The sequence below is a fragment of the Pseudomonas sp. ANT_H4 genome, assembly GCF_008369295.1.
Lineage (GTDB): Bacteria > Pseudomonadota > Gammaproteobacteria > Pseudomonadales > Pseudomonadaceae > Aquipseudomonas.
This window is the reverse complement of sequence record NZ_VOBG01000037.1, coordinates 20,655-44,602: the sequence shown is the minus strand read 5'-3', so window position 1 is coordinate 44,602 and position 23,948 is coordinate 20,655. Positions and strand designations below refer to the sequence as shown.

The window sequence follows — 23,948 nt, the reverse complement described above, 5'->3', positions numbered from 1 at the left end:
ACGCCGATTTGAGTAGGACATGACTCACCCTCAAAGGACTGAGTCAACCCTAGATGTTAAGCGCTAAAAATCAAGGCTTCTTGTCAATGTCTTTCTTGTTAAGCGATTCGACCCAAGGGTCTAACTTATGGAATAGCTTGGGATACCGCCCTTTCAAATCCTTCTTCACCTCGGCATAAGTACTACGCCAGAAGTTCGCCAGGTCCTGAGTCACCTGCACCGGCCTTCGCGCTGGCGACAACAGGTGCAACTTAACCACTTGCCGCCCGCCCGCAATACGCGGGGTGTCGGCCAACCCGAACAACTCCTGCAACCGCACTGCCAGGATCGGTGGTTGCTCGCTGTAGTCCAAACGCACTGATGAGCCCGATGGCACTTTCAGATGATGGGGCGCCAGTTCGTCCAGGCGTTGCGGCAACGGCCAGGGCAGAAGATTGTGGAGGAAGCTGGATACATCCAGATTGGCAAAATGGCTCAGGCGCGAGACCTTGCCCAGGTATGGCATCAACCAATGCTCCAGGCTGGCAAGCAAGGCGCTGTCGCTGACATCGGGCCACTCACTGACCTTACCGTCGTCCAGGTGGCGCAGCAGCATCACCCGCGCCTGCCACTGGCGCAGCTCCGGGGTCCAGGGCAGTAGCTCCAGGCCCTTGCGCCGCACCAGGTTGACCAGCGCTTGGCTGCGAGCGGCTTCGTCCAGACCGGTCAGCGGCTCACGGCTGAGCACCAGTTCGCCAACCTTGCGCTGGCGTTCGGCGCGCAGCACACCTTCGCGCTCATCCCAATCCAATTGATCGACGCAGCGCACCTGTTCGGCCAATACCGAATCGAACAACGCCGGATCGAAGTCCGCCGCCAGGTAAATCCGCTCTTCACGCTGGCCCTGGCGACTGCCCAGATCGGCAATCACCAGCCACGGCTGTTTCATCAGGCTGTCGGCTTCGGCAAACAGCGCGGCGCGGCCATTGGCCAGGCGGTATTCGGCACCGCCGGCGCGACGTTGTTGAGCGACGCGATCCGGGTAAGCCAGGGCCAGCAAGGCGCCGAGCCAGCGCGGATGCTCGGGGTCGGCGACCGCTTGTTCGGCCTTGCCGCGCAAGTAACCGCGATATTGCCGCGCCAACTGCTTGGCACGCTGCACGCCGCCTTGAGTGCCACGGGCCCGTTCTTCGCCAGACAACAACGCCAGGCGACTGTGCAAATCCGCCCCGGCACCGCGCAAGATATCGCGCTCGCCCAACAGCGCCGCCACATCACAGGCCATGTTTGCCAGCCCCAGATCCTGACCGCGCAACAGCAGATGAGCGATGCGTGGATGAGCCGGCAACCCGGCCATTTTCTGGCCATGGGCCGTCAACGTGTTTTCACTCAATGCCCCGAGACGTTCAAGCAAATCCTGGGCCTGTGCATAAGCGGCAGTCGGTGGTACGTCGAGCCAGACCAACTGCGCGGGCATCACGCCCCAGCGCGCCAATTGCAGGGCCAATCCAGACAAGTCCGCCTGAAGGATTTCTGCACTGGCATACGCCGCCAACGCTTCGTGCTGATCCTGGGACCACAGCCGATAACACACGCCTGGTTCCAACCGCCCTGCCCGACCGGCGCGCTGGGTGGCGCTGGCACGGGAAATACGCTGGGTGTCCAGGCGCGTCATGCCGCTGCCCGGATCGAAGCGAGGCACCCGCGCCAGCCCCGCGTCAATTACTACCCGCACACCATTGATGGTCAGGCTGGTCTCGGCGATGTTGGTGGCCAGTACCACCTTGCGCTTGCCAGGTGGCGCCGGGTCGATGGCCGACCGCTGCGCCGCCAGGTCCAGTTCGCCATGCAGCGGGCATAGCAACACGTCGCCGCGATCACCCAAGGCGTCGGCCAACTGTTGATTGACCCGCCGAATCTCCGCCTGCCCCGGCAGGAACACCAGCACACTGCCGGTTTCGTCATTCAGGGCTTCGAGGATGGTCTGCACCAGCCGCGGCTCGATAAATTCACCGGGCTGGAAGGGGCGACCCCAGCGCATTTGCACCGGGTACATGCGTCCTTCGCTGCGCAGGATCGGGGCGTTGTCCAGCAGAGCAGCCAGGCGTTCGCCTTCCAGGGTGGCGGACATCAGCAAAATTTTCAGCGGCTGCTCGTCGCGAAACAAGTCGCGGCCATTGAGGCTCAAGGCCAGCGCCAGGTCAGCGTCGAGACTGCGTTCGTGGAATTCATCGAAGATCAGCAGGCCTACGCCTTCCAGCGCCGGGTCGTCCTGCAAGCGGCGGGTGAGGATGCCTTCGGTGACCACTTCGATGCGGGTGTTGGGGCCGACTTTACTGTCCAGGCGGATGCGGTAGCCGACGGTTTCACCGACTTTTTCACCCAACTCGCTGGCCAGCCGTTCGGCTGCCGCACGCGCCGCCAGGCGCCGCGGTTCAAGCATCAGAATGGTTTGCCCGGCCAGCCAGGTCTCATTTAACAGCGCCAACGGCACCCGCGTGGTTTTACCGGCGCCGGGTGGTGCTTCGAGCACGGCTTCATGACGCGTCGCCAAGGCTTCACGCAGGGCGGGTAAAACATCATCGATTGGCAACGAATTCATACTGGCTCCAAAGCAGAGCGGCGAGTATAACGGCGAACGGCCGGGTGTCGGTGGCGGTCTCATCGACGCCGCCCCTTCACTTGGAGCGAGGGGGACGACCAGTTCTTGCTCGCGAAAAACGCGAGAGCGCCGCGCACATTCAGGCGGCACGCGTTATCGTTACGTCCAGCGCTTATTCAGGAGAGTTCCATGCGTATTGCTTCCCGTGTCATCGGCGGTGTTCTGGCCGCCACCCTGCTGAGCCAGTTGACGGCCTGCGGTTCGATTTTCTACCCCGACCGCCGTGGCCAGATCGACGGCAAGATCGACCCGGCGATTGCCGTGCTCGATGCAGTCGGCCTGCTGTTCTACGTGATCCCCGGCCTGATCGCCTTCGGTATCGACTTCGCCACCGGCGCCATCTACCTGGAGCCAGGCAAGACCGCCCAAGTAGCGCCGGAAAAACTTCAGGAAGCCATTGGCGCCGACGGCAAAGTTGATAACGCCAAGCTGCAAACCATCATCCAGACTGAACTGGGCCGCCACCTGCCACTGACCGACCCGCGCCTGATCCAGTTTAAGGGCAGCGTTGAACAACTGGCCATACTTGGCCTGCAACCCGCCGCCTGAAGGATTTGATCAACTTATGACCAGCAGTCCCGAACACGCCCGGCTGTTGCGCCTGGCTACCCGCGCCTCAGTCGGTGTGGCCTGTGTGCTGATTATCACCAAAGCCATCGCCTGGTGGCTGAGCGGTTCGGTGAGCATGCTCGCCGGGCTGACGGACTCGCTGCTCGATGGCGTGACCTCGCTGCTCAACTTGCTGGCGGTGCATTACGCCTTGCGCCCAGCCGATGACGATCACCGTTATGGCCATGGCAAGGCCGAATCTCTTTCCGGCATGGCCCAGGCGCTGTTTATTGCGGGCAGTGCGGTGCTGATCGCCTTTCAGGCCTTCGCACGCTTGCAGCATCCGGAGCCGGTGGGCGCGCCATGGCTAAGCATTGCGGTGATTCTTCTTTCCCTGGCGCTGACGGTAGCGTTGCTGATTCTGCAACACCGGGTGATTCGCGAAACCGGTTCGAATGCGGTGCGCGCCGATTCGCTGCATTACCGCTCCGACTTGCTGCTCAACGGCAGCATCCTCGTGGCGCTGGTACTGGCTGGGTTTGGCTTTCATCAAGTGGACGCCTGGTTTGGCCTGGGCATCGCCGCCTATATTTTGTGGAGTGCGATCCAGATCGCCCGGGAAAGCTTCGCGGTGCTGATGGATGAGGAACTGCCTGCGAACGTCAGCCAGCACATGCTGGAGCTGGCCTGCAGCGTGCCAGGCGTACTCGGTGCCCATGACTTGCGCACGCGGATTTCCGGCAGCCACTGGTTTGTGCAGCTGCATCTGGAATTGCCGGGAGAGTTGACTCTGACAGTGGCCCACGGCATCAGCGACCAGGCCGCCGATGCCATCCATCAAGCCTACCCACGGGCCGAAGTACTGGTGCACGCCGATCCACAGGAAGTGGTGACGGATGCCAAGGCCTAGTAGGTCACCTGATAGCCGCGACTGCTCAGGCAGTTGCCCTGGGCCTGGCGATAGGTTTGCACCACCGCAGGCGCCGGAGCATAGGTGACGGTACGAGGGTCGAAGCCGCTCTGTTGCACGGCCCAGCGATAACAATCGTAGCCATCCTGCTGCACCTGTTCCGGCGTTTGGCCGTTGCCGGGATACGCAACCACATCATAACCGTTGCCCTGTGGCGCCGGCTGCGGTGGCAGGCTCGCCACTGGCGGTTGCACCACTACGTACTGCTGGCTGCTGGTCTCGTAGGTGTAATAGGCACCGGCGGCAAGGAAAAACAGCGCACTGCCAACCCACACTTCCCGCGCATAGTCCGGCAGGTAATGCACCCGTATCCCGTACGGCGGCGTCACTATTATGTAGCGCGGGCCTTGCGGACGGTACCAGTAACCACCGGAGAAAAAGTAATCCTGGCCACGATAGGGCACGCGGTAGTTGCGGTCGGGGAACCGATCCACCATGTAGCCGGGACGATGTTGCGGCCCAGGGCCCCAACCGTTGCCATGCCCATCGGGACGGCCCGGCCAGCGGTTGTCATTGGAGTGGCCGTTGTAGCCCGGCCGTGAGCCGGGGCCGCCAGCTTCCCAATGCTGGTTACCGTCGTTGCGCCGGGGAATGTCACGGTCGCTGCCGGGCCGGGGTTGCTGGGTTTGGCGCACCGAGTCAGGACGTCCCTGGATCGGGAAGTTGTTGCCCGGCTGAGGTGCTGGCCGAGGCTGCTCATTGCCTTGAGGACGGCCTTGCCCCTGACCATTCTGACCTCCACGGTCAAAATGCTGGTTCTGGGGGCGCGGCTGATTATTTTCCGGGCGAGGTGTGTTGTTCTCAGGACGTGGCTGATTGTTGCCCGGCCGCCCGCCTTCCTGGCCTCGCTCATGTTGCCCCCCGCCACCGCCCTGCGGGCCTTGCCCCTGGCGCGGTGAATTATCTCGCTCGTCGGCCATGACCTGCGCGCCAACGGTGACCAACAGCAAACCAACACCTGCCAAACGCCAGACGCGCTTCATGCTATTCCTCACTGCGGATTAGGGCCTGTAGATGAGACTGAAAAAGCCCCGCCCGGTTCTGCAACAGGTTATCAGTCACGAGAACAATTTTCGCCAGCACACATAAAAAGGGGCGACCCGTCGGTCGCCCCTTGAGAACTTCGTCCTGGCTCAACGCTTTTGACGTTGGCTCATCTCACGCCGTCTTGTGGACAGTGTGCAGCCCGGGGGCCGGGACAACCCTGTGGGGTTGGCGGCCGCAGCTGGCCTGATTCGGCGGGCTGCAGTGGACTCTATGTCCGGGCAGTGATTCTGTTGGTAATCATAGGCCTGAGACTCCGACAGATGATTGCGAAGATTGCGTCAATAAACATCGCTTGCGCAATTTTTAACCCTGGATAGATAATTAACCGCAATAGTTATGACAAAGGCCAGCCCCATGAGCAAACTTGACCGATACGACCTGAGTATTTTGGCGGAATTGCAGCGCGACGCGAGGATCTCCAACCAGGAGTTGGCCGAGCGTATCGGACTGTCGCCTTCGCCCTGCTCACGGCGGGTCAAGCAGCTGGAAGACGACGGCTACATTGCCCGCCAGGTCGCCTTGCTGGACCGCAAGATGCTCGGGCTGAGCCTGACGGCCTACGTACTGATCGGCATGGACCGACACACACCCGAACGTTTCGAGAACTTCGAAGCGGCCATCCGCACCTTGCCCCAAGTACTGGAATGCAGCCTGGTGACCGGGATGGATGCCGACTATCAGTTGAAGGTGGTGGTGCCGGATATGGATCATTATCAGAAACTGCTGCTGGGGCATTTGACCCGAATTGAAGGCGTCACCAGCGTGCGGTCGAGCTTTGTGTTGAATCAGGTATTGAACAGCACCGAGTTGCCGCTGACCCACCTGCGCACCTAAGGCCAGCTCCCACATTGACCGCGTCTTAGCCTGCGGCAGACCGACGCAGGTCAACATTGAGCGTGTTGCCCTGGCGTATACTCGCCGCCCTGCCCCTGCTGGAGATGTTCGATGGACTCCATCGATCCTGTGCTGTTTGAAGAATGGATGATGACCGGCCTGGTCACGATCCTGATCATTTTCATGGGCTTTATCGTCTGGGACCTGGCGAAGAAATCCAAGGCCGGGCGCTTTGGTTCTTTCATCCTCTTCTTCGTGCTGGGCCTGGGTGTTGCCGCGTTCATCATCAAAAGCGTGGTGATCGGCCTGATCGAGTCCGGCGTTTTATAAGCGCGCGGGCACTTCTTTCCATTGGCCTTGATCAAGGCCTTCGATAGACCAGTCCCCAATACGCACCCGTACCAGGCGCAAGGTCGGCAAACCGACCGCAGCCGTCATGCGCCGCACCTGACGGTTACGCCCCTCACGAATCACCAGCTCCAGCCAATGAGTCGGCACGCTCTTGCGAAAGCGCACGGGCGGGTTGCGTGGCCACAGTTGCGGCTCATCCAGTTGCCGGACCTCAGCGGGCAAGGTCATGCCATCGTTCAGCTCAACGCCGTCGCGCAGACGTTGCAGTTGTGCCTCTGTCGGCTCGCCCTCCACCTGCACCCAATAGGTTTTCGCCAGTTTGTGCCTGGGATCAGCAATTCGCGCCTGCAACTGGCCGTCATTGGTGAGTAACAACAGGCCTTCACTGTCACGGTCCAGACGCCCCGCGGGGTAGATGCCGGGGATGTCGATGAAGTCCTTGAGGGTCGCCCGCCCTTCTGCGTCGCTGAACTGCGTCAGCACATCGAACGGTTTATTGAACAGGATCAACTTCGGCTCAGCCGGTGGCGCCTTGGCAACACGGCGCGGGGCTGACGAGGTTTGCGGGCTTTTCACGCCAGGGCGGCGGGAAATGGGACGGGCAGGACGGGACATGGCAAGGGAACATCTAACGGTCAGGACCGACAATGCTAGTGGCCTGACCGTTAAATAACCATCCCAACCGTTTAGCGGAACGGCGGCTCGTCGAAGCTGCGCAATTTGCGCGAGTGCAACGAGTTGAGTTCGGTGCGCAACAGATCCACCGCCTCGATGCCGATTTTCAAGTGCTGGCTGACCGCTCGCTCATAGAACGCGTTGGCCGAACCCGGCAACTTGATCTCACTGTGCAACGGTTTGTCCGAGACACACAGCAAGGTGCCGTAAGGCACCCGCAGACGATAGCCTTGCGCCGCGATAGTGCCGCTCTCCATGTCCACCGCTACGGCGCGGGACAGGTTGATCAGCGGCCGTTCCTGAGCCCAGCGCAACTCCCAGTTACGGTCGTCGTAGGTCAGCACGGTGCCGGTGCGCAGGCGTTTTTTCAGTTCTTCGCCCTTCTCGCCGGTCACGTTGGCCGCTGCTTGCTGCAAGGCCATCTGCACTTCGGCCAGGGCCGGGATCGGAATATTCGGCGGCACTACCCGATCGAGAATCCCGTCGCGACGCATATAAGCATGCGCCAGCACGTAGTCGCCGATGGTCTGGGATTGGCGCAAGCCGCCGCAGTGGCCGATCATCAGCCAACAATGAGGGCGCAACACCGCCAAGTGATCGGTGATGTTCTTGGCGTTGGACGGGCCGACACCGATGTTGACCAGGGTCACGCCGTGGCCGTCGCTGGCCATCAAGTGGTAGGCCGGCATCTGGTAACGGTGCCAGACCACGCCAGCGGCAATGGCCGACGCTTCGCCATGGTCCATGCTTTTTTCGATAATCACGTTACCCGGCAGTACCATGCGGATAAACCGTGGATCGCTGCGCAGCTTCTCCAGACCATGGACGATAAACTGGTCAACATAACGGTGATAGTTGGTCAGCAGAATCCACGGCTGCACATGCCGCCAGTCGCTCCCGGTGTAATGCACCAGGCGACGCAGGGAGAAGTCGACACGGGCCGCGTCGAACAGTGCCAGGGGCAACGGATCGGTATTTTCCCAGTCGTAAAGGCCATCAGCGATGCCATCGGTGGCCGCCGACAGGTCAGTGCTGGGAAATACCCGCGCCAGGGTGGCGGCGGTTACGCCGGAACCGGCCAGTTCGTCGCCCTGCTCCACCACATACGGATACGGAATGTTTTGCTGGCTGACACCGACTTCCACCGTCACGGTGAAGTCATGCATCAGCGGCACCAGTTGCTCCAGCAGATACTTACGGAACGCCGCCGGATGGGTGACGGTAACGCTGTAGGTACCCGGCAACTGGACCTTGGCGTAGGCCCGGGTAGTTTGTGGGACTTCGCCGTGGCAGTGGTAAGTCAGGCGCAGTTCCGGATAACGAAACATCGCGCGTTGTTCGGCGTCGGGTTCGACGCGGTCTTTGAGGTACTGCTTGAGGGCTTGATTGAGCGTACCGGTAGCACGCTCATGAAGAGCCGCCAGCCGATCCACGGCCTCTTCGGCGGTTTGAACGACAACAAAAGCTTCGGTCACGGTAAGCATCCTGTGTTCTGACTTGCAGACCTTCATCTTGCCTGCATCGCTGTCAGACGGGAACCTTGGATTGGAGTGCAGTCAACCTTGTGGCGTAGATCGCGCGACAATACCTTCCACATCCACGCCGCGTGGCAAGGTGCCATACACCCGCCCCGACGATTCCCCCAATCGACTGGCAATAAACCCGTCACTAACACTGGTATTGCCCGCCTCCAGCAGCAACTTGGCCTGCAACGCCACGGCGATATCCTCGGTCAGTTGCCGAGCACGGTACTGAATATCCTGGGTATCCATAAACGCTGACTTGAGTTGCTCAATATGTCGGGCCAAGCGCTTGTCGCCATGGCCATCCTCCAACTCGACAAACAACGCCTCCAGCACACCTGGTTCTTTCGACAGGGCTCGCAGCACGTCCAGGCACTGCACATTGCCAGAACCTTCCCACGTCGAATTGACCGGCGCCTCACGGTACAGTCGGGGCAGGATGCTGTCCTCGACATACCCGGCACCGCCCATGCATTCGGCGGCTTCGTTGATCATTGCCGGCGCACGCTTGCAGATCCAATACTTGCCCACCGCCGTCACCAGCCGGGCGAATTTGGCTTCCTGCTCATCATCGAGATGATCCAGGGCCCTGCCCATGCGCATGCTCAGGGCCAGCGCCGCTTCGCTTTCCAGGGCCAGGTCGGCCAGCACGTTTTGCATCAGCGGTTGCTCACTAAGGACGCGGCCACCCACCCGCCGATGGGCACAATGATGGCTGGCCTGGGTCAGCGCCTGGCGCATCAACGCGCTGGAGCCGACCATGCAATCAAAGCGAGTCATGGAGACCATCTCGATAATGGTCGGCACGCCGCGCCCTTCCTCGCCGATCATCCACGCCAGCGCCCCGCGAAACTCCACTTCGCTGGAGGCATTGGAGCAGTTGCCGAGTTTGTTTTTCAGGCGCTGGATATAGAACTGGTTGCGCGTGTCATCCGGGCGGTGGCGCGGCAGCAGGAAACAGGTCAACCCCTTGTCGGTCTGGGCCAGGGTCAAAAAGGCGTCGCACATCGGCGCCGAACAAAACCACTTGTGACCCACCAGCTCATAGGCCTGGCCCGGGCCACCGGCACCCACCGGGTAAGCGCGGGTGGTGTTGGCGCGCACGTCGGTGCCACCTTGTTTTTCGGTCATGGCCATGCCGATCGTGGCTCCAGCCTTGTGGGCGATGCCGACATTACGGGGGTCGTATTGAGTGTTGAGGATTTTCGGCAGCCACGCGTCAGCCAAGTCCGGCTGCAAGCGCAGGGCCGGGACGCAGGCGAAGGTCATGGTCAGCGGGCAGCCGGTGCCGGCTTCGGCCTGGCTGTGCAGGTAAGTCATGGCGGCGCGGGCGACATGGGCACCGGCCTGCGGATGGGCCCAGGGCAGCGACGGCAGGCCATGTTCCACAGCCGTGCGCATTAGCTCATGGTAGGCCGGATGAAATTCCACCAGGTCAATACGATTGCCATAGCGGTCATGACTGCTAAAGACAGGCTTGTTCTGGTTGGCCAGAAACCCGGCCTCCATCAGCGGCCCACCCGCCAGCGCGCCGTAAGTATCGATCCGTTCCTGGGCCCAGCCCGCGCCGAAGCGCTGCGACCAGTCTTGCAGGGGCAAGTCGATACGATACAGGTTGGTACCGTCCAGGGACGGTGGCTGGTTGGTGACGTCGTGGGTTTCAGCGAACTGGTGCAGGTTCATGACGGGGCTCCTGGAAAAAGGCCGCGTCGATTGTTGCTGTTTGTAGGAGCTAGCTTGCTCGCGAAAAACCTGAGAGCAACGCGTTTATCCAGGATGCGCGCGTTATCGTTGAGGTTCTTCGCGAGCAAGCTCGCTCCTACAAGGGTGCATATCGATTAAGGCCGGAATTTCAGTTAAGCATCGTCTTGGCGCTTAAAAAAGTGGCATAAGCGCCTAATTGCCGGCGCTTTCACCCTCTAACGGACACAACAAGTAACGCTGCAACACCGCCTGCAACGCCTCAAAGCGCACCGGCTTGACCAACTGCTCGGTGATGCCAACGCCATGGCAATGCTCTCGCGCCAGGCTTTGCAGCGACGCGCTCAAGGCAATCACCGGCAGCTCGCTGCATCCGGGCAACGCACGAACCTGACAGCACAGAGAGAAACCATCCACCGGCACATCCAGCAGTACCGCGTCGAAGGTCTCGCCTTGCAACATTGCCAATGCCGCAGGCCCACTGTCGACCACCTTCACCCGGTAACCCAGCTTGAGCAACATGCCGCGCATCACCAACTGCGCCACGCTGTTGTCGTCCACCAGCAACACCGCGCAGTCCTGAGGCTCCCGATGTCGATCGGGCACACGGTTCGGCGAGGATGGTTCGGGCGGCACCGCAATGACCTCCAGCTCCAGTTGGAAACGGCTGCCGCGCCGGGGCTCGGAATGATGGGTCAGGCGCCCGCCAAGCAGTTCGATCAGTTGCCGGCAGATCGCCAGGCCGATGCCCAGGCCACCATATTCACGGGTCATCGAGCCGTCGAGCTGGAAGAAGCGCTGATACAGGGTGGCCTCGTCCAGATAAGCGAAGCCGATGCCGGTGTCGGTGACGATAAAGGTCAGGCGCAGTTTGCCCTCAGCATTGAGCAGCCCAACCACCCGCATGCGCACTGCACCTTCGCCGGTGAACTTGAAGGCATTGTCCAACAGGCATTCCAGGCATTGCGTCAGCTTGTCGGCGTCACCGTCCAGGCGATCGGGCAGTTCGTTCGCCACGTCGATGGAAAACTCCAGGCCCTTGCTCTGGGCGCTGGCCAGGAATTGCTGGCGCAAGGTATCGATCAACCCTCGCAGGCTGAACACCTGGCGCTGGGCACTGAGGCGGCCAGCTTGCAATTCGGTGAGGGTGAGGATGCCGTTGACCATGCGCATCATGTCTCGGGCAGAGCCGGCCGCGGTTTGCTGGTACTGCGCCAGCTCATCTTCCAAGGGCACGGTTTGCATCAATTCCAGGGAACCGATCACCCCGTTCATGGGTGTGCGCAGCTCGTGGGTCAGCGTGGCGAGGAATTCGTCTTTCAACCGATTGCTGTGGGCCAGTTGCTGGTTGAGCACCTCCAGCTTCTGGCTAGCATCGAAGAGAGTCTGTGACTGCTGCTCACGCATCGAGTTGATGCGGTCGGCCAGGGCCAGGGACAGCAGGGCAACTTCAATCGCCGAACCGATCTGACTGGCGTACATGGTCAGGAACACATTGGGCAGGTAGCCCAGCACCATCATTGTGTTGACCACCCCGCCGATCAGGAACGCCGACCAGGCGATGATGAAGTAGCGTGCCACCCGCTGGCCGCAGCACCAGGCCTTGATCCCGGCGATAAAGATAGTCACGGTAAAAATCAACGCCAGCCCGGTGGCCAGGCGCAGGGCTAGGGCGTAACTGGTCATCAGCGACAGCAACATCACCACCGCGCCACTGGCCACCATCGCCAGCAACAGGCGGTTAAGCCAGCGGCTGTAGACGGCGGTGTGCAGGAAACTGCGAGCAAACAGGCTGCCAAACAGCGCAGACGCACCGATCATGAATGGCGTCGCGGCATTCGCCCACCACGGATTGTTCGGCCAGAAATACTCCACTGCCGCACCATTCACCGAGAGCTGGTACATGCCGAACGAGGCAATATAGAAGATGTAGTAGAGGTAGCTGGTGTCGCGCACGCTCAGATAGATGAACAGGTTGTAGACCAGCATCCCCAGGAGCACGCCGTAGATCAGGCCCAATACATAGAGACGCAGCGGCTGTTCTTCCAGGTACGCGGTGCTTGACCAGAGGGTCAGCGGAGCCTGGATCGAGCCTTCGCTTTGCAGGCGCAGGTAGAGGTTTTTCTGCTCGCCGGGGGCGAAGTGGACGTTGAACAAGTAGTTGTTCTGGCGAATTTCGCGACCGCTGAAGGGCATGGCATCGCCGGTACGCCCCGCCAATCGATAGCCGCCAGCGCCGTCGGGCACGTACAGTTCAAGATGATCAAGGGGCGGATAGGCCAGCTCCAGCAGCCAGGTGCGCTGTGCGTCCGGATCCTTGGGCAAATAATGCAGGTTGACCTTGAGCCAGAACACCGAGCGCGAGTAGCCGGCATTTAGGGTGGTTTTGTCATGGGGTTTGAATCGACTGGCCATAGCCTGCGAGCTGACATCCGCAATGGCGACGGTGTCATTGGGGTCTTCAAGCACTTGCATGACTTGGCCCAGAGGAAGGCTTCGGGTGAGCTCATTGAACTCGACTGCGCTGGCCAGCATCGGCAGCCAGCTCAACAGTAACATCAGCAAATAGCGCATAGAGCCCCAGCGTGACCTGTCCGGTATGTCAAAAGCCCCCCATTCCTTTTGAGAAGACGTATACCGGCGATACAGTTATTGTTTGGATCCACTCTAGCATAGCCGGTAAAGGCCAAAAGACACCATTGAAATAAGATTTTTAAAGGCTCTAAACCGGTACTTTCAGGGGATTCCCTCTAAATATCGGGTGATAACTAACAGCCGCTTAGCGGCACTTCCAAGCCTAAAATTCAGCCATCGCCCGACAGCCACGCAAAAAGCGTTTGGTGGTAAGCTCGCGCACCATGAATATCTACAGTTCTCGCCCTGTTGTCCTCTGTCTCTCCGGCCATGATCCCAGTGGTGGCGCCGGCTTGCAGGCAGATATCGAAGCCCTGCTTGCCCAGGGTTGTCATGCGGCCCCGGCCGTCACCGCGCTGACCGTGCAAAACACGGTCAATGTCAGCGATTTCCGTGTGCTGGACCGCGAATGGGTGCTGGCCCAGGCCAACGCAGTGCTCAGCGACTGCGAAGTCGCGGCGGTCAAGCTGGGCATGCTCGGCTCCACCGCAATGGTCGACACCGTGGTCGAACTGCTCAAGGAGCATCCGCACCTGCCAGTGGTCTGCGACCCAGTCCTGCGGGCGGGCGGCGGCGGCAGCCTGGGCAAGGACGAAGTCGGCTACGCCATGCGCGAACGGCTTTTGCCACTGTCGCTGATCGCCACGCCCAACCTGCCAGAAGCACGCATCCTCGCTGAATTGCCCGAAGGCAGCGCCGACGAATGCGCCGAGAAACTGCTGCCGTTTATCAAGTACCTGCTAATCACCGGCGGCCATGGCGACGAGCATGAAGTACACAATCGCCTGTACAGCCGCGACGGCAGCCACCGCACCTTTACCTGCCAGCGTTTACCCGGCAGCTATCACGGTTCCGGCTGCACCCTGGCCAGCGCCCTTGCCGGGCGCCTGGCCCAGGGCGAAGGGCTGGTCAGCGCCGTGAAATCAGCGCTCAATTACACATGGCGCACCCTACGTGACGCCGAACAACTCGGCCAGGGGCAATTTGTGCCTCGTCGTCTGCCGCTGGATTTCTGCTCGTAACACCAAGAGGCCTGCCCGATGAAACTACGTGGCCTTTACGCCATTACCGACAGCCAACTGCTGGCCGGCAAGTTCCTGGCCTACGTCGAAGCGGCGTTGGACGGTGGCGTGACCCTGCTGCAGTACCGCGACAAAAGCAACGACGACGCGCGCCGCCTGCGTGAAGCAGAAAAACTGCGTGACCTGTGCTCACGTTACAAGACGCAGTTGATCATCAACGATGACGCCGAGCTGGCTGCGCGCCTGGGTGTCGGCGTGCATTTGGGCCAGACCGACGGCCCGCTGACACCGGCCCGTGCGCTGCTAGGTTCCAAGGCAATCATCGGCTCGACCTGCCACAGCCAGATCGAACTGGCCGAGCAGGCTGCCAAGGAAGGCGCCAGCTACGTCGCCTTCGGCCGTTTCTTCAATTCCAATACCAAACCCGGCGCCTCCGCCGCCACCGTTGAACTGCTGGCTCAGGCCCGCTCCCGGTTGCACCTGCCAATCTGCGTGATTGGCGGTATCACCCTGGAGAACGCCGAGCCGCTGGTGGCCCACGGTGCCGACCTGCTGGCGGTTGTCCACGGTCTGTTTGGCGCCGACAGCACCCAGGAAGTGACGCGCCGCGCCCGCGCCTTCAACGAACTGCTCACGTCTAAATAATCGATTTCAGAGAGCCCAATCATGTCCCGTTCCGAAACCCTGTTTGCCAATGCCCAAAAACACATCCCCGGTGGCGTGAACTCGCCCGTGCGTGCCTTCAAAAGCGTTGGCGGCACGCCGCTGTTCTTCAAGCACGCCGAAGGCGCCTACGTCACCGACGAAGATGACAAGCGTTATGTCGACTACGTGGGTTCCTGGGGCCCGATGATCCTCGGCCACAGCCATCCGGACGTGCTGGACGCGGTGCGTAAACAGTTGGAACACGGCTTGTCCTATGGCGCACCGACCGCCATGGAAACCGAGATGGCTGATCTGGTCTGCTCGATCGTCCCGTCGATGGAGATGGTGCGGATGGTCAGCTCCGGCACCGAAGCCACCATGAGCGCCATTCGCCTGGCCCGTGGTTTTACCGGCCGCGACAGCATCATCAAGTTCGAAGGCTGCTACCACGGTCACTCCGACAGCCTGCTGGTCAAGGCCGGCTCCGGCGCGCTGACCCAGGGCGTACCGAGTTCCGCCGGGGTGCCGGCAGCGTTTGCCAAACACACATTGACCCTGCCGTTCAACGACATCACCGCCGTTGAGCAGATGCTCAATGACGTGGGCCAGGACGTGGCGTGCATCATCGTCGAGCCAGTAGCAGGCAACATGAATTGCGTACCGCCAGCGCCTGGCTTCCTTGAAGGCCTGCGTACCCAGTGCGACAAACACGGCGTAGTGCTGATTTTCGACGAAGTGATGACCGGCTTTCGCGTCGCCCTCGGCGGCGCCCAGGCCCACTACGGCGTGAAGCCGGACCTGAGCACCTTCGGCAAGATCATCGGTGGCGGCATGCCGGTGGGCTGCTTTGGCGGCAAGCGGGAAATCATGCAGCACATCGCACCGCTGGGCCCGGTCTACCAGGCAGGCACCCTGTCGGGTAACCCGCTGGCCATGGCCGCCGGCCTGACCACTCTGCGCCTGATCAGCCGCCCAGGCTTCCACGCCGAGTTGACCGACTACACAACCCGGCTGCTGGACGGCCTGCAGCAGCGCGCCGATGCCGCCGGCATTCCGTTCGTCACCACCCAAGTAGGCGGCATGTTCGGCCTGTACTTCAGCGAGGCCGACGACATCGTCACCTTCGACGACGTGATGGGCAGCGATGCTGACCTGTTCAAGCGCTTCTTCCACCTGATGCTGGAAGGTGGTGTGTACCTGGCACCCAGCGCCTTCGAAGCCGGTTTCACCTCCATCGCCCACGGCGACGCCGAGCTAAAACTGACTCTCGATGCCGCCGAGCGCGCCTTCGCTGCCCTGAAATAAGCGGGTAAACACCTGACGTCGCCCATGGCGGCGTCAGATTTGTTACCTTGCCTGTAGAATTTTCCTTCTTTTTTCGAGAAATAACCTGCAAACCGGCAGATAACTTGCCCACGTAGCAGAAAAACGAGTAAAGACTTTGTAAGCAGAGGCCTGCTTATTTCATAATGCGCGCTTATTGGATCCCCAGCGGGTCCACGCGCCCTGTCAGAGGTAAGTCGATTCCCATGAAACGCACCGGCCGCACCCTGGTTCTGGGCTGCCTGTTGCTCCTTCAGCCCCTGCTCGCGCACGCACAAGCAGGCGGCAACTCGTTGTTAATCCCAGCGATAGGTCGTTGCACCCTCAATACCCAGCCAGAAAGCCAGGCCGAAGCCATGAGCGCGTGCCAGCAATTGGCCGAGAGTGGGGATGCGCAGGCGCAATACGAGTTGGGCGAGTTCTTCTACGACAGCAAAAATCCCTCCCGCGACCTCAACAAAGCCTTGAGCTACTTCGAGAAAGCCTCGTTGCAGGGCCATGCCCAGGCGCAATTCCAGTTGGGCACCATGTTTTTCCATGGCGAAGGCGTGCCGGCCAATAACGTTCAGGCGTATATCGTGCTGAAAATGGCGGCGGTCAACGGTGCTGAGGATGCGCTGGACACGGCCGACGAAGTGGCCGAACACATGCAGCGTGGTGAACTTGAAGTGGCGACGCAGGTACTGGGGCAGATTTTCCGTAACTATCTGCAGGAATTGCAGAGTGCAGATGGGCGCTCGCCGTTCTCGCCACTGCCTTGAGCCCAAGCGGGCTTGACACAAGCCCGCTTGCCACAAAGGTTCTGAACCCTATTTTTCAGGCATCGGCATCGGAAACGGCATGACATTGCTCATGCCCCGGGCCTCGCTGATTTTCGGCGTGCCCAGGCGCTCGACTTCGTCGATGCGCACAATCGAATGCATCGGCACAAAACTGCGCACCACGCCTTCGAACTGGGCCTTGAGTTTTTCCTCGCCCGGGTCGACGACCAGCTGTGTGCGCTCGCCAAAGACGAACTCTTCCACTTCCAGGAAGCCCCACAGATCACTTTGATAGATCTGCTTGGCGTACATTTCGAACACCTGGCCCTGGTTAAGGAAAATCACCTTGTAGATTGGAGCTTCACGTTTGGTCATGGTGGGCGGGTAACACATCGGGGATATAAAAGAGGGCGCGAACTATAGCATGGCACCCGATGCACAGTGCTAGGAACCTATCGGCATGCCCCCTATAATGCGCGGTTCTTTACCACCAGTTGACGATCCCCATGGCCAAGAAGCTTTACATCGAAACCCACGGTTGCCAGATGAACGAGTACGACAGCTCGCGCATGGTCGATCTACTGGGTGAACATCAGGCCCTGGAAGTCACCGCCCGCGCTGAAGATGCCGACGTGATCCTGCTCAATACCTGCTCGATCCGCGAACGGGCCCAAGACCGGGTCTACTCGCAACTGGGCCGCTGGCGCGAATTGAAACTGGCCAACCCGGACATGGTGATCGCCGTCGGCGGTTGCGTGGCCAGCCAGGAAGGCGCAGCGATCCGCGACCGCGCGCCCTATGTCGACGTGGTCTTCGGTCCGCAGACCCTGCACCGCCTGCCGGAAATGATCAACGCCGCCCGCCTCACCAAGCTGCCTCAGGTTGACGTCTCGTTCCCGGAAATCGAAAAATTCGACCACCTGCCCGAGCCGCGCATCGATGGCCCGAGCGCCTACGTGTCGGTGATGGAAGGCTGCAGCAAGTACTGCACCTTCTGTGTGGTGCCGTATACCCGCGGCGAAGAAGTCAGTCGTCCGTTCGACGACGTGCTGGCAGAGATCATCCACCTGGCCGAAAACGGCGTACGCGAAGTCACCCTGCTGGGGCAGAACGTCAACGGCTATCGCGGCCAGACCCACGACGGGCGCATGGCAGACCTGGCGGAGTTGATCCGCGTAGTAGCCGCCGTCGACGGCATCGAGCGTATTCGCTACACCACCTCACACCCGCTGGAATTCTCCGACAGCCTGATCCAGGCCCACGCCGAAGTGCCGGAACTGGTCAAGCACCTGCACTTGCCGGTGCAATCGGGCTCAGACCGCATCCTTTCGGCGATGAAGCGCAACCACACCGCCCTGGAATACAAATCCAAACTGCGCAAGTTGCGCGCGGCGGTGCCAGGCATCTGTATCAGTTCGGACTTTATCGTCGGCTTCCCCGGCGAGACCGAGAAAGATTTCCAGCAGACCATGAAGCTGATTGAAGACGTCGGTTTCGACTTCTCCTACTCCTTCGTCTACAGCCAGCGCCCGGGCACACCGGCTGCCGACCTGGCAGATGAAACACCGGAAGCGCTGAAAAAGGAACGCTTGAACGCCCTGCAGCATCGGCTTAACCAGCAAGGTTTCGAAATCAGCCGACAGATGGTGGGTTCGACCCAGCGCATTCTGGTCACGGACTACTCGAAGAAAGACCCGGGCGAACTGCAAGGCCGGACCGAGAACAATCGGATCGTCAACTTCCGCTGCGATAACCCGACGCTGATCGGGCAATTTGCCGATGTGCACATCGATGCGGCGCAGCCGCACTCGCTACGCGGCTCGCTGGTGCAATAATTTTCAACGCAATGAAGATCAAATGTGGGAGCTGGCTTGCCTGCGATAGCGATGTAGCAGGCAACATCGCGATTGGATGTGCCGGCCCCATCGCAGGCAAGCCAGCTCCTACAGTGGATCTCCTTTGTTCTTGAGAGCGAGGCCAGGCTATATAAGTGCTTTCGCACACCGCCTGCTGGCGTTATCCTTGATTTCATCTTAATTGCCCCAGGGCGGCTAAAAACGACCTTGAACGCACCCATAGAACCACATCGTTTTCTCCTTGAGCCCTTTGAGGCTCGCCGTTTCGCCAATCTGTGCGGACAGTTCGACGAACACCTGCGCCTGATCGAACAGCGCATGAGCATCGAGATCCGCAACCGCGGCAATCAGTTCGAGCTCATTGGTGAACCCCAACACACCACGTCTGCAGAAAACCTGATCCGTCGCCTCTACCGGGAAACCAAAGGTAGCGAGCTGTCGCCGGAAACGGTGCACCTGTACCTGCAGGAGTCGGCCGTGCAAGACCTGGCCAGTAACCCGGTGGCCGAAGCCAGCGTGGCGCTGCGCACCAAAAAAGGCATGATTCGCCCTCGCGGCTTGAATCAGCAGCGCTACGTCAAAGAGATCCTCGGTAACGACATCAACTTTGGCGTAGGCCCCGCCGGCACCGGCAAGACCTATCTGGCTGTGGCCTGCGCGGTAGACGCCCTGGAGCGCGAACAAGTGCGACGCATCCTGCTGGTGCGCCCGGCAGTGGAAGCCGGCGAGAAACTGGGTTTTCTGCCCGGCGACCTGGCACAGAAAATCGACCCGTACCTGCGCCCGCTCTACGACGCCCTCTACGAAATGCTCGGCTTCGAATACGTGGCCAAGCTGATCGAGCGCCAAGTGATCGAGATCGCTCCGCTGGCCTACATGCGCGGGCGCACCTTGACCAACAGCTTCATCATTCTCGACGAAAGCCAGAACACCACCGTCGAGCAGATGAAAATGTTCCTAACCCGTATTGGCTTCGGCTCCACGGCGGTGATCACCGGTGACATCACCCAGGTTGACCTGCCCAAGGGCACCAAGTCGGGCCTGAGCCAGGTGATCGAAGTGCTCAAGGACGTACCAGGCATCAGCTTCACCCACTTCATGCCCAAAGACGTGGTGCGCCACCCACTGGTCCAGCGCATTGTCGAAGCCTATGAGCGCTTCGAACACCGCGATGACGCATTGTCCAAGGACACTCGCCGCGATGCTTGAGCTTGATCTCCAACTGGCTACCGAAGCGGCCGCCCCCAGCGAAGAACTGTTTCGTCAATGGTGCACACTGGCCCTGCGCCAGCGCACCGCCGACTCGGAACTAACCATTCGCCTGGTGGATGAGCCCGAAGGCCGTGAACTGAATCACACCTGGCGCCAAAAAGACTACGCGACCAACGTGCTGTCGTTTCCCGCAGATGTGCCGGACGAGTTCCTGGATATCCCGCTGCTGGGGGATATGGTGATCTGCGTCGAAGTGGTAGAGCGTGAAGCGGCGGAACAAGGCAAGGAACTTGAGGCACACTGGGCCCATCTAGTCATCCACGGCTGCTTGCATCTCTTGGGTTACGACCATATAGATGATGAGGAGGCCGAGGAAATGGAAGCTCTGGAACGAACGTTGCTTGCTGAACTGGGTCATCGTGATCCGTATGCAGACGACGAAAACTGAAACAACACTTAACTGAAACAACAAAGGATTTAGAGTAATCGCTATGAGCGAAGACCGATCGAGCAACGGGCAAAAGTCATGGCTGGGGAAACTCACCCAGGCCTTTGCCCACGAGCCGAAAAACCGCCAGGAGCTGCTGGAGCTGCTGCGCGAGGCCCATCAGAACAAGTTGCTGGACAGCGAAGCGCTGGCCATCGTCGAAGGTGCCATCCAGGTCGCTGACCTGCAAGTACGGGACATCATGGTCCCGCGCTCGCAGATGATCAGCATCAAGGCGACCCAGACACCCCGGGAATTCCTCCCGGCCGTCATCGATTCGGCGCACTCGCGCTACCCGGTGATCGGCGAAAGCCACGATGACGTCATGGGCGTCCTACTGGCCAAGGACCTGCTGCCGCTGATCCTCAAGGAGAACGGCGACAGCTTCAACATCAAGGACCTGCTGCGTCCTGCCACCTTCGTTCCCGAATCCAAGCGCCTGAATGTGCTGTTGCGCGAGTTTCGCGCCAACCACAATCACATGGCCATCGTCATTGACGAATACGGCGGCGTCGCAGGTCTTGTGACCATTGAAGACGTGCTGGAACAGATCGTCGGCGACATCGAAGACGAGCACGACGTCGAAGAAGACAGCTACATCAAGCCTCTGCCCAGCGGTGATTTCCTGGTCAAGGCCCTGACGCCCATCGAGAACTTCAACGAGTTCTTCGACAGCGAATTCTCCGACGATGAATTCGACACCGTCGGTGGCCTGGTGATGAGTGCGTTCGGGCACCTGCCCAAGCGCAACGAGACCACTGAAATCGGCGCCTATCGCTTTCGCATCCTGAATGCCGACAGCCGTAGGATTCATCTGATTCGCCTGACACCTATTGCCCGCTAAGGAATGACATGCAGCGCCTAACCCGCCCCGGCTGGCCCGGTAATTTGCTGGCCGTGGTGGCCGGTGCTATCACCACACTGGCGCTGGCGCCGTACGATATCTGGCTGCTGGCGCTGCTGGCGGTGGGGTTCTTCTATGCAGGACTGCGCACACTGACGCCGCGTCAGGCCATGGGCCGAGGCTGGTGCTTCGGTTTTGGCCTGTTCGGCGCGGGCACCAGCTGGATCTACTACAGCATTCATCACTTCGGCGGCGCTTCGGTGCTGTTGGCCGGGCTGCTGATGCTGGCGTTTACCGCAGCAATTGCCTGGTTCTTTGCCTTACCCGCCTGGCTCTGGGCGCGCTGGCTGCGTCGCAATGAAGCGCCGCTGGCCGATGCCCTGGCCTTTGCTGCGCTGTGGGTGGCCCAGGAAGCCTTTCGCGGCTGGTTCCTCACCGGTTTCCCGTGGCTCTATTCCGGTTACAGCCAGCTTGACGGCCCCCTCGCCGGCCTCGCGCCGATGGGTGGGATTTGGCTGATTTCCTTTGCCCTGGCGCTGACTGCGGCGCTGATCTGCAACCTGCCGCGCTTGCTGGTCGCCAAACGTAATGCGTTTATCGGCGCGGGCCTGGTGCTGCTGGTGGCTCCGTGGGCGATTGGCCTGGCACTCAAGCACTATGCCTGGACCAGCCCGGCAGGCCCGGCGCTGACAGTGGCGGCGCTTCAGGGCAATATCGAACAAAGCATGAAGTGGGACCCGGATCAGCTCAATGCACAGCTGGCGCTTTACCGCGATATGAGTTTCGCCTCCAAGCGTGTCGATCTACTGGTCTGGCCGGAAACCGCAGTCCCGGTGCTCAAGGAATCCGTCGAAGGCTACCTGGGCATGATGGGCAAGTTCGCCGCTGATCGGAACACTGCGCTAATCACTGGCGTACCTATTCGCCAGGAACTGCACGGTGAAAAGCGCTACTTCAATGGCATCACCGTGGTCGGCGAAGGTGATGGCACTTACTTGAAGCAAAAACTGGTGCCCTTTGGCGAATACGTGCCGCTGCAAGACCTGCTGCGAGGCCTGATTGCCTTCTTCGACTTGCCGATGTCAGACTTCGCCCGCGGCCCTGCTGACCAGGCGCTGCTGCAAGCCAAGGGCTATCAGATTGCGCCGTACATTTGCTACGAAGTGGTCTACCCGGAGTTCGCCGCCAGCCTAGCGGCCCGCAGCGATCTGTTGCTGACCATCAGCAATGACACCTGGTTCGGCACCTCTATCGGGCCGTTGCAGCACCTGCAAATGGCCCAGATGCGCGCCCTTGAAGCCGGTCGCTGGATGATTCGCGCCACCAACAACGGCGTCACTGGCCTGATCAACCCGTTTGGCCAGATCACCGAGCAGATCCCGCAGTTCGAGCGCGGCATTCTCTATGGCGAAGTGGTGCCGATGCACAATCTGACGCCGTACCTGCAATGGCGGTCGTGGCCGTTGATCATTGTGTGTCTGGGGTTGTTTGGCTGGGCGTTATTGGCCGGTCGGATGTCGAAGACCGTGTAGGGGCTAGCTTGCTCCTACCGGTAAAACAACCGATAGCCCACTTGCCCCACTGCCTCATTCATCAGTTGCCCGCTCTGCCACACCGACTTGAACTCCGGCATCCAGCCGCCCAGCGGCCTGGCATTGTCCACACCGAGAAAGCCCACTGGCGCGGGCACCACGGTGAAGCCCGCCTTTTCAAAGCTCCAGCGCGAACGGGGCATGTGCCAGGCCTGGGTCACGACCACTACCCGTTTGATCCCCAACGGCAACAACACTTCGGCGCTCATCCGGGCATTTTCCCACGTGGTGCGGCTGCGCTCTTCCTTCCAGTGCACGGTCACGCCAAAGTCATTCAACATCGACTCGGCCATCAACGCCGCCTCGCTGGGCGGCATGCCGTAATGCAGGCCACCGCTGGTCAGCACCGGCAAGCCCGAAGCCTTGGCCAATCTCGCGGCATAGCGTTCCCGCTCAAGGCCAATACCGGTCGGCTGATCTGAGCCCCAGGCCGGATCACCCCGTTCACGCCCCGAACCCAACACCACAATGGCATCGGCTCGCTGCGCCAGGGCTGCCCAGCTATCCAGGGCCAACGGCGGCTCGGTTTCCAGGGCTCTCGCGCTCCACTCCACGACTACCGGCAAACTCATCAGCCACATCCCGCCCAGCCCCAAGGCAAAACACGCCCCGGCCAGTCGCGGGCGGCTGCGTCGAAACCACCAGGCAAGCGCCAACAACAGCAAGAGAATGCCGGGCGGCAACAGCAACTGCTTAATGAAATAACGAATAGGCATCGAGCATCTCCAAAGATGCCCGAAGCCTAAGGTGTAACGGGGTTTAACGACAATCTTTACAAGAACAAAACAGCGACAATTGCGAGGTAACGCTGATCAAACGACACATGACGACGCACGTTACTTGAACCGCACGGACCGGAGTTTTTCCGGCCCGCGGCCAGCCGACAAGTCCTTGAGCCACACCACCTTGGCCGATCGCGCGGGCTCGCTGGCTGGCGGGGGAGCCACCCATTGCGGTGCCGTACGCTCGCTCAAGTCCAGATAGGCCTTGATCACTTCAAACTCCGCAGGGCTCAAACCCCGCAGTTCCAACTCCTCGGGCCGTTCATCACGCAACCGAGCTGCTGTCCTTGCTACATCCAGTGCACGACCCAAACGGTCGATCAGTCCTTCATAAACTTCCGGTTTCGTTAACATTCGCTGCGAATCAACCATCCCCTCACCTCATTGAAGATAAGACTCACTCCCCACTAAACAGCGTAGCTGCGCTGGCGAAACCAATCTGGCGCCGCGACCAACGGCCAGCGGGGCGCAATCAGGGTTTCCCTCGATAGAGTGGGGT

The 23,948-nt window shown here is 60.6% G+C and carries 22 protein-coding genes; 13 read left to right on the top strand and 9 right to left on the bottom strand.

Annotation, left to right across the window (positions count from 1 at the left end):
• Positions 1-70: 70 nt before the first annotated feature.
• On the bottom strand, positions 71-2,581 hold the full coding sequence (gene hrpB / locus FQ182_RS27555; RefSeq protein ID WP_149414725.1) for an ATP-dependent helicase HrpB: 2,511 nt from the start codon (positions 2,579-2,581) through the stop codon (positions 71-73).
• A 189-nt stretch (positions 2,582-2,770) separates the two neighbouring features.
• Here hrpB and FQ182_RS27550 point away from each other — a divergent pair, with 189 nt between their 5' ends.
• Together FQ182_RS27550 and FQ182_RS27545 are read left to right on the top strand one after the other, a co-directional pair.
• On the top strand, positions 2,771-3,190 hold the full coding sequence (locus tag FQ182_RS27550; protein WP_149414726.1) for a polyribonucleotide nucleotidyltransferase: 420 nt from the start codon (positions 2,771-2,773) through the stop codon (positions 3,188-3,190).
• Positions 3,191-3,206: 16 nt separating this feature from the next.
• Entirely contained in the window at positions 3,207-4,100 is an 894-nt protein-coding gene (locus FQ182_RS27545; RefSeq protein ID WP_149414727.1) for a cation diffusion facilitator family transporter, read from the top strand.
• Here FQ182_RS27545 and FQ182_RS27540 read toward each other — a convergent pair.
• Positions 4,097-5,143, bottom strand: a complete 1,047-nt coding sequence (locus tag FQ182_RS27540) for a DUF6515 family protein (RefSeq protein ID WP_149414728.1) — start codon at positions 5,141-5,143, stop codon at positions 4,097-4,099. The two genes, FQ182_RS27545 and FQ182_RS27540, sit on opposite strands and share 4 nt — an antisense overlap.
• Positions 5,144-5,561: 418 nt before the next feature.
• On the opposite strand from FQ182_RS27540, the gene FQ182_RS27535 reads away from it, so the two are divergent.
• Both FQ182_RS27535 and FQ182_RS27530 read left to right on the top strand, forming a co-directional pair.
• On the top strand, positions 5,562-6,041 hold the full coding sequence (locus FQ182_RS27535; RefSeq protein WP_003194418.1) for an Lrp/AsnC family transcriptional regulator: 480 nt from the start codon (positions 5,562-5,564) through the stop codon (positions 6,039-6,041).
• 120 nt (positions 6,042-6,161) lie between these two features.
• Positions 6,162-6,371: a DUF2788 domain-containing protein gene (locus tag FQ182_RS27530; protein WP_133100109.1), complete on the top strand. Its 210-nt coding sequence runs from the start codon at positions 6,162-6,164 to the stop codon at positions 6,369-6,371.
• On the opposite strand, the gene FQ182_RS27525 is transcribed toward FQ182_RS27530, so the two are convergent.
• The 4 genes from FQ182_RS27525 to FQ182_RS27510 all read right to left on the bottom strand — a co-directional run bounded on the left by FQ182_RS27525 (position 6,366) and on the right by FQ182_RS27510 (position 12,865).
• Positions 6,366-7,007 (bottom strand): pseudouridine synthase, encoded by a 642-nt coding sequence (locus FQ182_RS27525; protein ID WP_149414729.1) that lies wholly within the window; start codon positions 7,005-7,007, stop codon positions 6,366-6,368. The two genes, FQ182_RS27530 and FQ182_RS27525, sit on opposite strands and share 6 nt — an antisense overlap.
• A gap of 71 nt (positions 7,008-7,078) precedes the next feature.
• Entirely contained in the window at positions 7,079-8,578 is a 1,500-nt protein-coding gene (gene amn, locus FQ182_RS27520; RefSeq protein WP_178114543.1) for an AMP nucleosidase, read from the bottom strand.
• Between the two features lie 45 nt (positions 8,579-8,623).
• Positions 8,624-10,273 (bottom strand): acyl-CoA dehydrogenase family protein, encoded by a 1,650-nt coding sequence (locus FQ182_RS27515; protein WP_149414731.1) that lies wholly within the window; start codon positions 10,271-10,273, stop codon positions 8,624-8,626.
• A 213-nt stretch (positions 10,274-10,486) separates the two neighbouring features.
• Entirely contained in the window at positions 10,487-12,865 is a 2,379-nt protein-coding gene (locus tag FQ182_RS27510) for a hybrid sensor histidine kinase/response regulator (protein WP_149414732.1), read from the bottom strand.
• A 284-nt stretch (positions 12,866-13,149) separates the two neighbouring features.
• Here FQ182_RS27510 and FQ182_RS27505 point away from each other — a divergent pair, with 284 nt between their 5' ends.
• From FQ182_RS27505 to FQ182_RS27490, 4 genes are all read left to right on the top strand, one after another.
• Positions 13,150-13,947, top strand: a complete 798-nt coding sequence (locus tag FQ182_RS27505; protein WP_149414733.1) for a hydroxymethylpyrimidine/phosphomethylpyrimidine kinase — start codon at positions 13,150-13,152, stop codon at positions 13,945-13,947.
• Positions 13,948-13,965: 18 nt separating this feature from the next.
• On the top strand, positions 13,966-14,592 hold the full coding sequence (gene thiE / locus FQ182_RS27500) for a thiamine phosphate synthase (RefSeq protein ID WP_149414734.1): 627 nt from the start codon (positions 13,966-13,968) through the stop codon (positions 14,590-14,592).
• A 21-nt stretch (positions 14,593-14,613) separates the two neighbouring features.
• A complete protein-coding gene (gene hemL, locus FQ182_RS27495; RefSeq protein ID WP_149414735.1) occupies positions 14,614-15,897 on the top strand; it encodes a glutamate-1-semialdehyde 2,1-aminomutase in 1,284 nt (427 codons plus the stop codon).
• A 224-nt stretch (positions 15,898-16,121) separates the two neighbouring features.
• The gene (locus tag FQ182_RS27490) at positions 16,122-16,676 is read left to right on the top strand and encodes a tetratricopeptide repeat protein (RefSeq protein ID WP_149414736.1); all 555 of its coding nucleotides are present in this window, start codon (positions 16,122-16,124) and stop codon (positions 16,674-16,676) included.
• A 48-nt stretch (positions 16,677-16,724) separates the two neighbouring features.
• Here the strand turns inward: FQ182_RS27490 and FQ182_RS27485 are convergent, their stop codons facing one another.
• Positions 16,725-17,051 carry a DUF1820 family protein gene (locus tag FQ182_RS27485; RefSeq protein ID WP_003215457.1) on the bottom strand — a complete coding sequence of 109 codons (327 nt, stop codon included), beginning with the start codon at positions 17,049-17,051 and terminating at the stop codon, positions 16,725-16,727.
• Positions 17,052-17,182: 131 nt separating this feature from the next.
• Between FQ182_RS27485 and miaB the strand changes: the two genes are divergently transcribed.
• The 5 genes from miaB (at position 17,183) to lnt (ending at position 22,607) form a co-directional block, all read left to right on the top strand.
• Complete coding sequence (gene miaB / locus FQ182_RS27480) at positions 17,183-18,511, top strand: tRNA (N6-isopentenyl adenosine(37)-C2)-methylthiotransferase MiaB (RefSeq protein ID WP_149414737.1); 1,329 nt, start codon at positions 17,183-17,185, stop codon at positions 18,509-18,511.
• Positions 18,512-18,739: 228 nt separating this feature from the next.
• A complete protein-coding gene (locus FQ182_RS27475; RefSeq protein WP_149414738.1) occupies positions 18,740-19,741 on the top strand; it encodes a PhoH family protein in 1,002 nt (333 codons plus the stop codon).
• Positions 19,734-20,192, top strand: coding sequence for an rRNA maturation RNase YbeY (gene ybeY, locus FQ182_RS27470; RefSeq protein WP_149414739.1), 459 nt, complete (start codon positions 19,734-19,736; stop codon positions 20,190-20,192). Before FQ182_RS27475 ends, ybeY begins: the two co-directional genes overlap by 8 nt.
• Before the next feature lie 43 nt (positions 20,193-20,235).
• A complete protein-coding gene (locus FQ182_RS27465; protein WP_005791724.1) occupies positions 20,236-21,075 on the top strand; it encodes an HlyC/CorC family transporter in 840 nt (279 codons plus the stop codon).
• An 8-nt stretch (positions 21,076-21,083) separates the two neighbouring features.
• Positions 21,084-22,607 (top strand): apolipoprotein N-acyltransferase, encoded by a 1,524-nt coding sequence (lnt, locus tag FQ182_RS27460; protein WP_149414740.1) that lies wholly within the window; start codon positions 21,084-21,086, stop codon positions 22,605-22,607.
• 14 nt (positions 22,608-22,621) lie between these two features.
• Here the strand turns inward: lnt and FQ182_RS27455 are convergent, their stop codons facing one another.
• Both FQ182_RS27455 and FQ182_RS27450 read right to left on the bottom strand, forming a co-directional pair.
• A complete protein-coding gene (locus FQ182_RS27455; RefSeq protein ID WP_149414741.1) occupies positions 22,622-23,383 on the bottom strand; it encodes a YdcF family protein in 762 nt (253 codons plus the stop codon).
• Between the two features lie 120 nt (positions 23,384-23,503).
• Positions 23,504-23,821, bottom strand: coding sequence for a hypothetical protein (locus FQ182_RS27450; RefSeq protein ID WP_149414742.1), 318 nt, complete (start codon positions 23,819-23,821; stop codon positions 23,504-23,506).
• Between the last annotated feature and the right edge of the window lie 127 nt (positions 23,822-23,948).